Origin of the sequence: Burkholderia catarinensis (assembly GCF_001883705.2) — a bacterium.
In the GTDB taxonomy this organism is placed as follows: domain Bacteria; phylum Pseudomonadota; class Gammaproteobacteria; order Burkholderiales; family Burkholderiaceae; genus Burkholderia; species Burkholderia catarinensis.
The window spans coordinates 19517-33699 of record NZ_MDEQ02000029.1 but is presented as its reverse complement, the minus strand read 5'-3'; the positions used below and the strand labels follow the sequence as shown (position 1 = coordinate 33699).

At 65.7% G+C, this 14183-nt stretch carries 13 protein-coding genes; 11 read left to right on the top strand and 2 right to left on the bottom strand.

The annotated features are described in order from the left end of the window. Positions 1-15: 15 nt before the first annotated feature. Positions 16-870 (bottom strand): endonuclease/exonuclease/phosphatase family protein, encoded by an 855-nt coding sequence (locus tag BFF94_RS31700; RefSeq protein WP_219140229.1) that lies wholly within the window; start codon positions 868-870, stop codon positions 16-18. Positions 871-1054: 184 nt separating this feature from the next. Between BFF94_RS31700 and rlmD the strand changes: the two genes are divergently transcribed. Continuing rightward, on the top strand, positions 1055-2452 hold the full coding sequence (rlmD, locus tag BFF94_RS31695; RefSeq protein ID WP_128844265.1) for a 23S rRNA (uracil(1939)-C(5))-methyltransferase RlmD: 1398 nt from the start codon (positions 1055-1057) through the stop codon (positions 2450-2452). Positions 2453-2515: 63 nt separating this feature from the next. Here rlmD and BFF94_RS31690 read toward each other — a convergent pair whose 3' ends face one another. Then, the gene (locus tag BFF94_RS31690) at positions 2516-3214 is read right to left on the bottom strand and encodes a Bax inhibitor-1/YccA family protein (RefSeq protein ID WP_006484459.1); all 699 of its coding nucleotides are present in this window, start codon (positions 3212-3214) and stop codon (positions 2516-2518) included. A 248-nt stretch (positions 3215-3462) separates the two neighbouring features. Here BFF94_RS31690 and ndk point away from each other — a divergent pair, with 248 nt between their 5' ends. From ndk to hflX, 10 genes are all read left to right on the top strand, one after another. Continuing rightward, the gene (gene ndk / locus BFF94_RS31685; protein ID WP_128844257.1) at positions 3463-3888 is read left to right on the top strand and encodes a nucleoside-diphosphate kinase; all 426 of its coding nucleotides are present in this window, start codon (positions 3463-3465) and stop codon (positions 3886-3888) included. Positions 3889-3943: 55 nt separating this feature from the next. Next, entirely contained in the window at positions 3944-5083 is a 1140-nt protein-coding gene (gene rlmN / locus BFF94_RS31680) for a dual-specificity RNA methyltransferase RlmN (protein WP_011549686.1), read from the top strand. 191 nt (positions 5084-5274) lie between these two features. Next, on the top strand, positions 5275-6294 hold the full coding sequence (locus BFF94_RS31675; protein WP_219140228.1) for a helix-turn-helix domain-containing protein: 1020 nt from the start codon (positions 5275-5277) through the stop codon (positions 6292-6294). Between the two features lie 112 nt (positions 6295-6406). Further along, entirely contained in the window at positions 6407-7711 is a 1305-nt protein-coding gene (gene ispG / locus BFF94_RS31670) for a flavodoxin-dependent (E)-4-hydroxy-3-methylbut-2-enyl-diphosphate synthase (protein ID WP_128841879.1), read from the top strand. A gap of 16 nt (positions 7712-7727) precedes the next feature. Next, entirely contained in the window at positions 7728-9068 is a 1341-nt protein-coding gene (gene hisS / locus BFF94_RS31665; RefSeq protein ID WP_128841880.1) for a histidine--tRNA ligase, read from the top strand. 55 nt (positions 9069-9123) lie between these two features. Next, entirely contained in the window at positions 9124-9753 is a 630-nt protein-coding gene (locus BFF94_RS31660; protein WP_128841881.1) for a tetratricopeptide repeat protein, read from the top strand. A gap of 41 nt (positions 9754-9794) precedes the next feature. Then, positions 9795-10940, top strand: a complete 1146-nt coding sequence (gene bamB / locus BFF94_RS31655) for an outer membrane protein assembly factor BamB (RefSeq protein WP_128841882.1) — start codon at positions 9795-9797, stop codon at positions 10938-10940. Positions 10941-11186: 246 nt separating this feature from the next. Beyond that, positions 11187-12524 carry a ribosome biogenesis GTPase Der gene (gene der, locus BFF94_RS31650; protein ID WP_128841883.1) on the top strand — a complete coding sequence of 446 codons (1338 nt, stop codon included), beginning with the start codon at positions 11187-11189 and terminating at the stop codon, positions 12522-12524. 142 nt (positions 12525-12666) lie between these two features. Then, the gene (gene hfq, locus BFF94_RS31645) at positions 12667-12906 is read left to right on the top strand and encodes an RNA chaperone Hfq (RefSeq protein ID WP_014896913.1); all 240 of its coding nucleotides are present in this window, start codon (positions 12667-12669) and stop codon (positions 12904-12906) included. Positions 12907-12978: 72 nt separating this feature from the next. Next, positions 12979-14154 (top strand): GTPase HflX, encoded by a 1176-nt coding sequence (gene hflX, locus BFF94_RS31640; RefSeq protein ID WP_201260357.1) that lies wholly within the window; start codon positions 12979-12981, stop codon positions 14152-14154. Positions 14155-14183: the final 29 nt, after the last annotated feature.

The following is a 14183-nucleotide window of genomic DNA, read 5'->3' as shown; positions in this document are numbered from 1 at the left end:
CCGCGGCCGGCGCGATCAGGCGAGTTCGAGCAGCACCGGCTGGTGATCCGACGCACGCACGTCGCCGTCGATCTCGCAGCGCATGACGCGCGGCAGCAGCGTTTCGGTCACGAACACGAAATCGCACGCGAGCGGCCCCTCCGACCATTGCACCGTATCGTAGACGCCGGCCGTCGGTGGCGGCGTGCGGCCGGGGTGCCGCGCGACCCAGGCGTCGATGAAGCGTGGAGCGTCCGCGATCGGCTCCAGGAAGCGGCAGTAGGCATCGCTGCCGAACGCGCTGTTGAAATCGCCGCAGACGATCGCATCGCGCGGCTGGCCTGTCGCGCTGAACGGCCCCTCGGCGGTTTCGGCGGGCGCCGGCCGTTCCGCATGCGCGCAGGCCTCGCGATGCCGATCGCGCAGCGCATCGGCCTGCGCAAGCCGCTGGCGCGCCGAATAGTATTCCAGATGCGTGGTGACCACGCGCAGCGGCCCGAAAGGTGCCTGCAGCTCGACGTCGAGCGCGACGCGCGGCATCGACGGCGCGCCGGCGTCGGCCGGCCACGGCAGCAACTGGCGCAGCACGCGGCCGACCGGCAGCCGGGTCGCGATCGCATTGCCGAACTGGCGGCGCGGCGCGCCGGATTCGATGGCCGGCAGGTCGGCGCCGATTGCTTCGATGATCGTATGGCCGGGCAGCAGCGCCGCCAGTTCGGCGAACTGGTCGGGGCCGGGCTGGCCGGGCAATGCACCGAAACCGCGCGTGACCTCCTGCAGGCACAGCACGTCGAAGTCGCCGAGCCGGCGGATTGCCGCGACGGTGCGCGAAAGGTCGACAACGCCGTCCGCGTCCCGACCCCATTGAATGTTCCAGTCGATCAGCTGCATGGTGGAAACTCCTGTCGGGCGGATTTCGGGCTGCAGGCCGGTCCCGATCGACTCTGCCGGTCGATTCCGGCGCGATGCAGGGCCGTCTATGCTTCAGTATGAGCCCGCGTCCCAAGCAAAGCGGGCGATGCGGGCCTTCGTCGTCTACAATCTCGCCTTCTTCAACGTTTGTCAGGAAAAGCTGGTGTCCGAAGCCGTCCCCACTTCTGCGCGCAAGTCGAAAAATGCGCCCGTCGCGCCCGGGATCGCCCCGGTTCTCGAGATCGAATCGCTCGACATGGAAGCCCGCGGTGTCGGCCGCACGATCACCGAGGACGGCGAGCCGGGCAAGGTCATCTTCGTCGAAGGTGCGCTGCCGGGCGAGCGCGTGACCTATTCGAGCTACCGCCGCAAGCCGAGCTACGAGCAGGCGACGGTTGTCGACATTCTGCGCCCGAGCGTGATGCGCACGCAGCCGAAATGCAAGTTCTTCGGCACCTGCGGCGGCTGCTCGATGCAACATCTCGACATGCGCGCGCAGGTGGCGGTCAAGCAGCGGGTGCTCGAAGACAACCTGTGGCACCTGGCGAAGCTGCGCGCGGAAACGATGTTCGCGCCGATCCACGGGCCGTCGTGGGGCTATCGCTATCGTGCGCGCCTGACCGTGCGCGACGTGGCGAAGAAGGGCGGCGTGCTGGTCGGGTTCCACGAGAAGAAGAGCAGCTACGTCGCCGACATGACGAGCTGCGAAGTGCTGCCGCCGCACGTGTCGGCGATGCTCGTGCCGCTGCGCCGGCTCGTCGAGGGGCTGTCGATCCGCGATCGGATGCCGCAGATCGAGCTCGCGGTCGGCTCGGAGGTCACTGCGCTCGTGCTGCGCGTGCTGGAGCCGATCAACGCGGACGACGAAGCATTGCTGCGCGCGTTCGCGGACGAGCACAAGGTGCAGTTCTGGTTGCAGCCGAAGGGCCCCGACACGGTGACGCCGTTCTATCCGCTCGACGTGTCGCTCGACTACACGCTGCCGGAATTCGGTATCCGCATGCCGTTCAAGCCGACCGACTTCACGCAGGTCAACCATCAGATCAACCGCGTGCTGGTGGGCCGTGCGCTGCGCCTGCTCGCGCCGTCGCGCGACGAGCGCGTGCTCGACCTGTTCTGCGGGATCGGCAATTTCACGCTGCCGCTCGCGCGGCTGTCGCGCGAAGTGGTGGGCATCGAAGGCAGCGAAACGCTGACGACGCGCGCGCTGGCGAATGCACGCGAAAACGGTGTCGACGGCCACACGACGTTCGCATGCCGGAACCTGTTCGAAGTGACGGGCGACGACATCCGTGCGCTCGGCGCATTCGACAAGTTCCTGATCGACCCGCCGCGCGAAGGCGCGCTCGCGGTGTCGAAGGCGCTGGCCGAGATCGCGCAGAGCGGCGAAGGCCCGCTGCCCAAGCGCATCGTCTACGTGTCGTGCAACCCGTCGACGCTGGCGCGCGACGCGGGCCTGCTCGTGCACGAGGCCGGCTACCGGCTGAAGGGCGCAGGCGTCGTGAACATGTTCCCGAATACGTCGCACGTCGAATCGATCGCGCTGTTCGAGCGCGACTGAGCCGGGCGGCGGACGTAAAAAAACCGGCCCGCGGGCCGGTTTTTTCATGGTGCGTGGCGAACGTCAGTTGCGGTTGCCGCCGAAGATGCCGAGCAGCGCGAGCAGGTTCGTGAACACGTTGTACAGGTCGAGGTAGATCGCGAGCGTGGCCGAGATGTAATTCGTCTCGCCGCCGTTCACGACGCGCTGGACGTCGAACAGCATGTACGCGGAGAAGATCGCGATCGCGAGTACCGACACGGTGAGCATCAGCGCCGGCAGTTGCAGGAAGATATTCGCGACCGACGCGAGCAGGATCACGATCACGCCCATGAACAGCCACTTGCCGAGCCCCGAGAAGTCTCGCTTGCTGACGGTGGCGATCGTCGCCATCGTGGCGAAGATGATGCCGGTGCCGCCGAACGCGAGCATGATCAGCGACGGGCCGTTCGAGAAGCCGAGGATGAAGCTCAGCAGCCGCGACAGCATCAGGCCCATGAAGAACGTGAAGCCGAGCAGCACGAACACGCCGGCGGCGCTGTTCTTCGTCCGCTCGATCGCGAACATGAAGCCGAACGCGATCGCGAAGAACGCGAGCAGGCTCATCATCGGGCTCGTGGCCGCGAACAGCGAGAAGCCCGTCGCGACACCGACCCAGGCGCCCAGCACGGTCGGCACCATCGACAGCGCGAGCAGCCAGTACGTGTTCCGCAGTACGCGGTTGCGTACCTCGGCGGTGCTGACGGAACCGCCGCGGCCGAAATTGTACGGATAGTCGTTCATGGTTTCTCCTAACATTGAACGCGTGAGCGTCCGGGGCCGGTTCGGCGCGCGCGGTGTGCGGCGCAGCAAACCGGGGCAGCTATGGCTAAGATACGTTCCGTGCCACGAGGTTTCAATGGCCGGCGACACAAAACATAGGGATTCTGAACCTTTCATGCGTGTAAGGGTTCAATCGCAATGATACACGGGATCGTGCTACAATAGCGGATTCATTTGAACCTGTAACTTCTTAATTTTTTGGAGTTTTTATGGCAATCGAGCGCACCCTGTCGATCATCAAGCCGGATGCGGTGGCAAAGAACGTGATCGGTCAGATCTACAGCCGTTTCGAAGGCGCCGGCCTGAAGATCATCGCATCGCGCATGGCCCACCTGTCGCGTGCCGACGCCGAGAAGTTCTACGCGGTTCACGCAGCGCGTCCGTTCTTCAAGGACCTCGTCGATTTCATGATCTCGGGCCCGGTGATGATCCAGGTTCTGGAAGGTGAAGGCGCGATCCTGAAGAACCGCGACCTGATGGGTGCAACGGATCCGAAGAAGGCGGAAGCGGGCACGATCCGCGCCGACTTCGCCGACAGCATCGACGCGAACGCCGTTCACGGCTCGGACGCTGCGGAAACGGCAGCGGTCGAAGTCGCGTTCTTCTTCCCGGAAATGAACGTTTACTCGCGCTAAGCCCTGGCTGACAGCAAGTAGGCAGGATTCAGCGCACGCGGCAAGGCAGCACATCATGACGAGCGAAACTTCCGTCAATCTTCTCGACTTCGATGCCGAGGGTCTTGTCGCGTACTGCGGCAGCCTGGGCGAGAAGCCGTTCCGCGCCAAGCAGTTGCAGCGCTGGATCCACCAATACAACGCCGGCGATTTCGACGGCATGACCGATCTCGCGAAGTCCCTGAGGGAGAAACTCAAGGGCCGCGCGTCGATCGTGATGCCGGACATCGCCAGCGATCACGTTTCCACCGACGGCACGCGCAAGTGGCTGATCGACGTCGGAAACGGCAATGCGGTCGAAACCGTGTTCATCCCGGAAGAGACGCGCGGCACGCTGTGCGTGTCGTCGCAGGCTGGGTGCGCGGTCAACTGCCGCTTCTGTTCGACGGGCAAGCAGGGCTTTTCCCGCAACCTGTCGACAGCCGAAATCATCGGCCAGCTCCGGATGGCCGAATTTGCACTGCGAGCGTCGCTGGGCCGCGCGCCCGGCCCGAACGGCAAGGCCGAACGGGTCGTCACCAACGTGGTGATGATGGGCATGGGCGAGCCGCTCCTGAATTACAGCGCGGTCGTGCCCGCGATGCGGCTGATGCTCGACGACAACGCGTACGGCCTGTCGCGCCGCCGCGTCACGCTGTCGACTTCCGGCGTGGTGCCGATGATGGACCGCCTCGGCGCCGAATTGCCGGTCGCGCTGGCCGTTTCGCTGCACGCGCCGAACGATGCGCTGCGCGACGAGCTGGTGCCGCTCAACAAGAAGTATCCGCTTCGTGAGCTGATGGCTGCGTGCCAGCGCTATCTGAAAGTCGCGCCGCGCGACTTCATTACTTTCGAATACTGCATGCTGGACGGTGTCAACGACACCGAAGCGCATGCGCGCGAGCTGCTGGCCGTCACGCGCGACGTGCCGTGCAAGTTCAATTTGATCCCGTTCAATCCGTTTCCGGAATCGGGCCTCATCCGCTCGAAGCCGGAGCAGATCAAGCGTTTTGCGCAGGTCCTCATCGACGCGGGTGTCGTCACGACCGTGCGCAAGACGCGCGGCGACGATATCGATGCCGCATGCGGCCAGCTGGCCGGCGCGGTGAAGGACCGCACTCGCCTCGCGGAGCGAACGGGCGCAGCAGGAAAAATCATCGAAGTTCGGGCGGTTTGACGGGGGCGCCTAGTCGGGGACGCCTAGTCGGGGCGCCTGGCCGGGGATGCCAGAACCTTCGGGCGGTACAACACGCGAATAGCGATCGGTCGCGGTGCCACGGCGCCGCGCATGGTATGAACAGTTGCGGGTGCCGGCCGGCGGGAGCTGGCGGCAGCCGCCAGTGAAGAAGAATCGACGCGAGGACAAGGATGAGTGAGCCGCAGCCGTCTAACGGCGCAGAGACGAATGCCGCGAAGCCGGCACCGGCGGGACTGGAATCGCTGGCGGCGGTCGGCAGCCGGCTGGCGCAGCTTCGGGAGACGAAGGGCTGGTCGGTCGACGACGTATCGGCGCGGCTCAAGGTCGCACCGCAGAAGCTCCGGGCGCTCGAGGCAGGCGACATCAGTCATTTGCCCGGCGTGACGTTCGCGCTCGGTGTTGTCCGCAGCTACGCGAAGATGCTCGGCGTCGACCCGGAACCGTTCGCGCAGGCGCTGCGCCGTGAGCGCGGGGTGCCGGAAGTCGACCTGTCGATGCCTGCATCGTCGGGCACGGATCTGCCGCGCGGCCGCGTGTCGATTCCGCTCGGCGGCTCGTCGCGCCAGCACCCGTGGCTGTGGGGAACGGCGATCGTCGTCGTCGCGGTGGTCGCAGTACTGATGTGGCACACTGGCGGCGATTCGTCGAGCCTGCTTGCGCGCTTCAAGGGCAGCGACGCGGAGCATGCGTCGGCCGCGAGCGCGCCGGCGGCATCGTCTTCTTCCGTCGAAGAGGCGGCTGCGAGCGGCGCGTCGGCCGTCGCCGCCAATGAGGTTCCGGCCCCGGCTGCGACGTCCGCTGCGGCAACGCAGCCGATTACGTCCGCGGCGCCGGCGCCCGCGGCACCGGTCGTGGCCGCCGTTGCATCGCAGCCTGTCGTGGCGCCGGCGGCGGCGAGCGCCGCTGCGCCGGCCCAGCCGGCGAGCGTCGTGGTCGCGGCAGGCCAGTCGATGGTGGAACTGAAGGTCAAGCAGGATTGCTGGTTCAGCGTGCGCGACAAGAACGGCAAGGAGCTGTTCTCGGCGCTGGTGCGGGCCGGCGAGACGAAGCAGGTCGCCGGCGACGGGCCGTTCAAGGTCACGATCGGCAACAAGGCGGGCCTCGACGCGGTTGCGTTCGACGGGAAGCCTGTCGATCCGGCAAAATATTCGGCAGCGCGGGGTAATGTGGCGCGGTTCACGTTGCCCTGACGTCAAGCGCCGTGGCGAACGCCTGTCGTCGATATCGGCAGGCCGTGAGGGCACGGCGCTTTTTCAATTCATGCGCCGCGTCGCGGCGCATTCCGCGTAAATGGATCTATCGATGCAATCCGAAGCTCAATCCCCACGCAGCAGTCAGATTTGTTCAACCGAGCCGGTGTTCGGCGGGCATCAGCCGCGCCGCGTATCGCATGCGGTGGATGTCCGCTGGGGCGGGCAGCTCGTGACGATCGGCGGCGACGCGCCGGTGCGCGTGCAGTCGATGACGAATACCGATACGGCCGACGCGATCGGCACGGCGATCCAGATCAAGGAACTCGCGAACGCGGGCTCCGAACTGGTGCGCATCACGGTCAACACGCCCGAGGCGGCGGCCGCCGTGCCGGCGATCCGCGAGCAGCTCGACCGGATGGGCGTGACCGTGCCGCTCGTCGGCGATTTTCATTACAACGGCCACCTGCTGCTGCGCGACTACCCGGGCTGCGCGGAGTCGCTGTCGAAGTACCGGATCAATCCCGGCAACGTCGGTCAGGGCGCGAAGCGCGATACGCAGTTCGCGCAGATGATCGAGGCCGCGGCCAGGTACGACAAGGCCGTGCGGATCGGCGTGAACTGGGGCAGCCTCGACCAGGACCTGCTCGCACGCATGATGGACGAGAACGGCGCGCGTTCGCAGCCGTGGGACGCGCAAAGCGTGATGTACGAGGCGCTGATCCAGTCGGCGATCGGCTCGGCCGAGCGTGCAGTCGAACTGGGCCTCGGCCGCGACCGCATCGTGCTGTCGTGCAAGGTCAGCGGCGTGCAGGACCTGATCGCCGTGTACCGCGAGCTCGGCCGCCGCTGCGGCTTTGCGCTGCACCTCGGGCTGACCGAGGCCGGCATGGGCTCGAAGGGCATCGTCGCATCGACGGCAGCGCTCGGCGTGCTGCTGCAGGAAGGGATCGGCGACACGATCCGCATCTCGCTGACGCCGGAACCGGGCGCGTCGCGCACGGGCGAGGTGATCGTCGGCCAGGAAATCCTCCAGACGATGGGCCTGCGCTCGTTCGCGCCGATGGTGATCGCGTGCCCGGGCTGCGGTCGTACGACGAGCACGCTGTTCCAGGAACTCGCGATGCAGATCCAGACCTACCTGCGCGAGCAGATGCCCACCTGGCGCAAGGAGTATCCGGGCGTCGAGAAGATGAACGTCGCGGTGATGGGCTGCATCGTCAACGGCCCGGGCGAATCGAAGCACGCGAACATTGGCATCAGCCTGCCGGGTTCGGGCGAAAACCCGGCCGCTCCCGTCTTCATCGACGGCGAGAAGGTCAAGACGCTGCGCGGCGAGCGGATCGCCGAGGAATTCCAGCAGATCGTCAGCGACTACGTCGCACGCAATTACGGCCGCACCGAGGCCCTGAATTAATTCGTCCATACACACGATGACTGAACAGAAACGCAAGATCGAGAAGCTCACCGGCGTCAAGGGCATGAATGACATCCTCCCGCAGGATGCCGGCCTTTGGGAGTTCTTCGAAGCCACCGTGAAATCGCTGCTGCGCGCGTACGGCTACCAGAACATCCGCACGCCGATCGTCGAACACACGCAACTCTTCACGCGCGGCATCGGCGAAGTCACGGACATCGTCGAGAAGGAGATGTACAGCTTCACCGACGCGCTGAACGGCGAGAACCTGACGATGCGCCCGGAAAACACCGCGGCCGTCGTGCGCGCGTCGATCGAGCACAACATGCTGTACGACGGCCCGAAGCGCCTGTGGTACATCGGCCCGATGTTCCGCCACGAGCGCCCGCAGCGCGGCCGCTATCGCCAGTTCCACCAGGTCGGCGTCGAGGCGCTCGGCTTCGCGGGTCCCGATGCGGATGCCGAGATCATCATGATGTGCCAGCGCCTGTGGGACGACCTCGGCCTGACCGGCATCAAGCTCGAGATCAACTCGCTCGGCCTCGCCGAAGAGCGTGCCGCGCACCGCGTCGAACTGATCAAGTACCTCGAGCAGTTCGCCGACGTGCTCGACGAGGATGCGAAGCGCCGCCTGTATACGAACCCGTTGCGCGTGCTCGACACGAAGAATCCCGCGCTGCAGGAGATCGCGCAGAACGCGCCGAAGCTGATCGATTTCCTCGGCGACGAATCGCGCGCGCATTTTGACGGACTGCAGCGTCTGCTGCTCGCGAACAACATTCCGTTCAAGATCAACCCGCGTCTCGTGCGCGGCCTCGATTATTACAACCTGACCGTGTTCGAGTGGGTGACCGACAAGCTCGGTGCGCAGGGCACGGTCGCGGCCGGCGGCCGCTACGATCCGCTGATCGAGCAACTCGGCGGCAAGCCGACCGCCGCATGCGGCTGGGCGATGGGCATCGAGCGCATCCTCGAACTGCTGAAGGAAGACGATCTCGTGCCGGAGCAGGAAGGCGTCGACGTGTACGTCGTGCACCAGGGCGAGACCGCGCGCGAACAGGCGTTCATCGCGGCCGAGCGCCTGCGCGACACGGGCCTCGACGTGATCTTCCACTGCAGCGCTGACGGCGCGACGGCGAGCTTCAAGTCGCAGATGAAGCGGGCCGACGCGAGCGGCGCCGCGTTCGCGGTGATCTTCGGTGAAGAGGAAGTCGCGAACGGCACGGTGGGCGTGAAAGCGCTGCGTGGTGCAGGCGAAGAAGGGGAAAAGAACGTTCAGCAGACCGTACCGGTCGAAAGCTTGACCGAATTCCTAATCAATGCGATGGTTGCATCCGCCGAAGACGGCGACGACTGATCGCGCCGGCATCCGCTCGACAAAAAAGGCCTGAACAGGAAGGAATCGCTCGCCGATGAGTTATCACGACGAACAAGAATCGATTGAAAGTCTCAAGGCGTGGTGGGCCCGCTGGGGCAACCTCACCACGTGGATCGTGCTCGCGGCGCTCGTCGTCGCGGCCGGTTTCAACGGCTGGAACTACTGGCAACGCCGTCAGGCCGCCGGGGCGTCCGGGCTGTACGAGCAGGTCCAGAAGGCAGCCGCCGCGAATGACAAGGCGACGATGGCCCGCGCGGCCGGCGACATGGAAGACAAGTTCGGCAGCACGCCGTATGCGCAGATGACGGCGCTCACGGCCGCGAAGGTGCTGTACGCGGCCGGCGACGCGGCAGGCGCGAAGGCGCAGTTGCAATGGGCTGTCGATCACGCCAAGGACGACGAGTACAAGCAGATCGCGAAGCTGCGTCTCGCTTCGCTGCTGCTCGACGAGAAGGCGTACGACGCGGGCCTCGCGCTGCTGTCGGGTACGCCGGTCGATGCATTCAAGGGCCTCGTGGCCGATCGCCGTGGCGATCTGCTTGCCGCGCAAGGCAAGACCGGCGATGCGCGCGCCGCTTACAAGCTCGCGCTCGACGGCCTGTCGAAGGACGACCAGTCTGCGCGCCAGCTCGTGCAGTTCAAGCTGGACGCGCTCGGCGGCTGAATCCCGGCCCCCTTAACCTCTTAACTCTGCTTCGCTAACCGATGAATTTGCTGAAACGTTACGCTGTGCCCGCTGCCTGCGCGGCGGCTGTCCTGGCATTGGCGGCCTGCTCGTCGTCGAAGGACGCGCGCCGCGTGCCGACGCCGCTCACCGAGTTCAAGTCCGTCATGGACGTGCAACAGGTCTGGAAGGCAAGCGTCGGCAAGGGCGGACGCTACCTGTTCTCGCCGGTGGCCGTGGGCGACGCCGTCTACGCGGCGGGCGAAAACGGTTCGGTCGAGAAGATCGACGCGAAGACGGGCCAGACGCTCTGGCGCTCGAAGGTCGGTTCGGACCTGTCGGCCGGTGTCGGCAGCGACGGCAACCTGACCGCGGTCGGCGCGCTGAAGGGTGGCGTGTTCGTGCTGGGTCCGGATGGCAAGCAACTATGGAAGACCAGCGTGCAGGGCGAGATCTTCTCGCCGCCGCTCGTCGGCAACGGGCTCGTGGTCGTCCGCACGATCGACGGCCAGGTGATCGCGTTCAACGCACAGACGGGCGAGCAGAAGTGGAACTACCGCAACCGTGCGGTACCGCTGAACCTGCGCGTGTCGGCCGGCATGACGTTCGCGGGCGACGCGGCGGTGCTGGCGGGCTTCCCGGGCGGCGGCCTCGTCGCGATCAACCTGCAGACGGGCGAGCCGTTCTGGCAGACGCCCGTGTCGTTCCCGAAGGGCGTGACCGAGGTCGAGCGCATCAACGACGTCAGCGGGCCGCCGACGCTCGTGGGCGCGGAAGCCTGCGCGGTGACGTTCCAGGGTCAGCTCGGCTGCTTCGATGCGAACTCGGGCCGTCCGCTGTGGGAAAAGGCGTTCTCGAGCCGCAGCGGTCTTGCGCAGGACGATTCGGTTGTCGCAGGCGGCGACGACTGGTCGGTCGTGACGGCGTACGACGCGGCCTCCGGCAACCAGCTCTGGCGCAACGACAAGCTGAAGAGCCGTGACGTCGGCGTGCCGTACCTGCTCGGGCATGCGGTCGTGATGGGCGATTACAAGGGCTTCGTGCACTTCCTGTCGCGCGAAGACGGCAGCTTCATCGCGCGGATGAAGACGGACGGCAGCGCGATTACGGCGGCGCCGGTCCTCGCGGGCAATACGCTCGTCGTACAGACGAAGGACGGCGGCCTGTACGGGTTCCGTCCGCGCTGACGCGCAGAAACATGCGCGGCCGCGGCGCGGCGGGCTTGTCCCGCTCGCCCGGGCCGCGCGACATGAAGGCGGCCGGTGTTCCCGGCCGCTCGGTATTTGAAAGGCAGTTCGAGACGAAAGACGACGGCGCGCAACGCGCGCCCGGCGCGCGCATCCGGTGCGGCGCGAATTCGTGATATTTTCATTCAGCGCAGCCGCCCGCAGCAGCGGGCCCCCCGCTGCTGCGCTTCACCGTAGAAAACACAGATGAAACCGGTCATTGCCCTTGTTGGGCGCCCCAATGTGGGGAAATCCACGCTGTTCAACCGGCTCACGCGCTCGCGCGATGCGCTGGTCGCCGACTTGCCGGGCCTCACGCGCGATCGCCATTACGGCGAAGGGCGGGTCGGCGAGCGACCGTACCTGGTCGTCGATACGGGCGGCTTCGAGCCCGTCGCGAAGGACGGCATCCTGCACGAGATGGCGCGCCAGACGCGGCAAGCCGTCGAGGAAGCCGATATCGTCGTGTTCATCGTCGACGGCCGCAACGGGCTCGCGCCGCAGGACAAGTCGATTGCCGACTACCTGCGCAAGACCGGCCGGCCGATCTTCCTCGTCGTCAACAAGGCCGAGGGGATGAAGTACACGTCGGTTGCGTCCGAGTTCTACGAGCTCGGGCTTGGCGACCCGCGCGCGATCTCGGCCGCGCACGGCGACGGCGTGACCGACATGATCAACGAGGCGCTGGAGGTCGCGTACGCGGACCGGCCGGAGGAGGAGGACGAGAACGATCCGTCGCGCGGCATCAAGATCGCGATCGTCGGCCGTCCGAACGTCGGCAAGTCGACACTCGTGAACGCGCTGATCGGCGAGGACCGCGTGATCGCGTTCGACATGCCGGGCACGACCCGCGACTCGATCTACGTCGACTTCGAGCGGAACGGCAAGAAATACACGCTGATCGACACGGCCGGCCTGCGGCGCCGCGGCAAGGTGTTCGAGGCGATCGAGAAGTTCTCGGTCGTGAAGACGCTGCAGTCGATCTCCGACGCGAACGTCGTCATTCTTCTGCTGGATGCGCAGCAGGACATTTCCGACCAGGACGCACACATCGCCGGCTTCGTCGTCGAGCAGGGCCGCGCGCTCGTGATCGGCGTCAACAAGTGGGACGGGCTCGACGAGCACGCACGCGATCGTGCGAAAGCGGATTTGACCCGCAAGCTGAAATTCCTCGACTTCGCGAAATCGCACTTCATTTCGGCCGCGAAGAAGACGGGTATCGGCACGCTGATGCGCTCGGTCGACGACGCGTACGCGGCGGCAATGGCGAAGCTGCCGACGCCGAAGCTCACACGCGCGCTGATCGAGGCCGTCGAGTTCCAGCAGCCGCGCCGTCGCGGCCCGGTGCGCCCGAAGCTGCGCTACGCGCACCAGGGCGGTCAGAATCCGCCGCTTATCGTCATCCACGGTAACGCGCTCGACGCGGTGACGGAAACGTACAAGCGCTACCTGGAAAACCGGTTCCGCGAAACTTTCTCGCTGACCGGGACTCCATTGCGAATAGAGTTCCGTTCGTCGAACAACCCGTACGCGGACAAGGGCTGAAGCACGCCCCGCAAGGGCTAGGCCGCAAGGCCTATGCCCCGGGCTGGGTAGGCAAAATCGGCTATAGTGTAGCGATTGGCGCCGGATCTCTTTTTCTTCGTCGCCAATCCAGATCAACCTGCAAAAAAAGATGGAGTACGCCATGAGCAACAAAGGGCAATTGTTACAAGACCCGTTTTTGAACGCACTGCGCAAAGAGCACGTTCCCGTTTCGATCTACCTCGTCAACGGCATCAAGCTCCAAGGGAACATTGAATCGTTCGACCAGTACGTCGTGTTGCTCCGTAATACGGTGACCCAGATGGTGTACAAGCACGCCATCTCGACGGTCGTGCCGGCGCGCCCGGTGAATTTCCACCCGGACGCGGAAGTCTCGTCCTAACCTATCGCAGCGGCCGGCATCCGGTCGCCGCGAGCGACCGATGCCAGCCGCCTTATCTTGACACCCGATAATTTGATCAACGCAGCGCTCGTCGGCATCGATTTCGGCAAGACCGATTTCGAAGCCAGTCTCGAAGAACTCAGTCTTCTCGCCTCCAGCGCGGGGGCTCATCCCGCCGTCACCCTCACGGGCCGTCGCTCCAGTCCCGATGCCGCGATGTTCATCGGCAGCGGCAAAGCCGAAGAACTCCGGCTTGCCTGCGACGCACACAACGTCGAAATCGTCATCTTCAACCACGCACTGGCGCCAGCCCAGCAACGCAATCTGGAGCGAGCGCTTAACAGGCGCGTGGTCGATCGCACGAGCCTCATCCTCGACATCTTTGCGCAGCGTGCCCGCAGCCACGAAGGCAAGCTGCAGGTCGAGCTCGCGCAGCTTCAATACCTGTCGACGCGGCTCATTCGCGCGTGGACCCACCTCGAACGGCAAAAGGGCGGTATCGGCCTGCGCGGCCCCGGGGAAACCCAGCTCGAAACCGACCGCCGGCTGATCGGCGAGCGCATCAAGATGCTGAAGTCGCGGCTCGACCGGCTGCGCCGGCAACACAGCACGCAACGCCGGCAGCGCGCGCGCAGCGGCACGATGTCGGTGTCGCTCGTCGGTTATACGAACGCGGGCAAGTCGACGCTGTTCAATGCACTGACGAAAGCGCAGGCCTACGCGGCCGACCAGCTGTTCGCCACGCTCGACACGACGTCGCGGCGCGTGTACCTCGGCGACGAGGTCGGCCAGATCGTCGTGTCGGATACGGTCGGGTTCATCCGCGAGCTGCCTCACCAGCTCGTCGCCGCATTCCGCGCGACCCTCGAGGAAACGATCCACGCGGATCTGCTGCTGCACGTGGTCGATGCGTCGAGCGCGGTCAGGCTCGAACAGATCGAGCAGGTCAACGGCGTGCTGCACGAGATCGGCGCGGACACGGTCCGGCAGGTGCTGGTGTTCAACAAAATTGACGCCGTGCCCGAGCTGGCGGCCCGCGGCGACGCGGTCGAGCGGGACGAGTATGGTAATATTTCGCGCGTCTTTTTGAGCGCGCGCACCGGTCAGGGTCTTGACGCGTTGCGTGCCGCCATCGCCGAGATCGCCTCCGAGGAACACCTTTCCGGCGCGACGTTACCCAACGGCGCGCTCGACGGCGCCCCCGCTGAACCACACGAAGACCGCACGATTTCCGAACACGGGCGCTAACCGGTCCCGGCCGGTTCGCCGGCGTCTAA

What these genes read in the sequence shown, in the direction of transcription:
- BFF94_RS31675 (WP_219140228.1), top strand. Translation starts at nt 5,275, where the DNA reads ATGAGTGAGCCGCAGCCGTCTAACGGCGCAGAGACGAATGCCGCGAAG.
- BFF94_RS31660 (WP_128841881.1), top strand. Translation starts at nt 9,124, where the DNA reads ATGAGTTATCACGACGAACAAGAATCGATTGAAAGTCTCAAGGCGTGG.
- hisS (WP_128841880.1), top strand. Translation starts at nt 7,728, where the DNA reads ATGACTGAACAGAAACGCAAGATCGAGAAGCTCACCGGCGTCAAGGGC.
- BFF94_RS31690 (WP_006484459.1), bottom strand. Translation starts at nt 3,214, where the DNA reads ATGAACGACTATCCGTACAATTTCGGCCGCGGCGGTTCCGTCAGCACC.
- BFF94_RS31700 (WP_219140229.1), bottom strand. Translation starts at nt 870, where the DNA reads ATGCAGCTGATCGACTGGAACATTCAATGGGGTCGGGACGCGGACGGC.
- hfq (WP_014896913.1), top strand. Translation starts at nt 12,667, where the DNA reads ATGAGCAACAAAGGGCAATTGTTACAAGACCCGTTTTTGAACGCACTG.
- bamB (WP_128841882.1), top strand. Translation starts at nt 9,795, where the DNA reads ATGAATTTGCTGAAACGTTACGCTGTGCCCGCTGCCTGCGCGGCGGCT.
- ispG (WP_128841879.1), top strand. Translation starts at nt 6,407, where the DNA reads ATGCAATCCGAAGCTCAATCCCCACGCAGCAGTCAGATTTGTTCAACC.
- ndk (WP_128844257.1), top strand. Translation starts at nt 3,463, where the DNA reads ATGGCAATCGAGCGCACCCTGTCGATCATCAAGCCGGATGCGGTGGCA.
- rlmN (WP_011549686.1), top strand. Translation starts at nt 3,944, where the DNA reads ATGACGAGCGAAACTTCCGTCAATCTTCTCGACTTCGATGCCGAGGGT.
- der (WP_128841883.1), top strand. Translation starts at nt 11,187, where the DNA reads ATGAAACCGGTCATTGCCCTTGTTGGGCGCCCCAATGTGGGGAAATCC.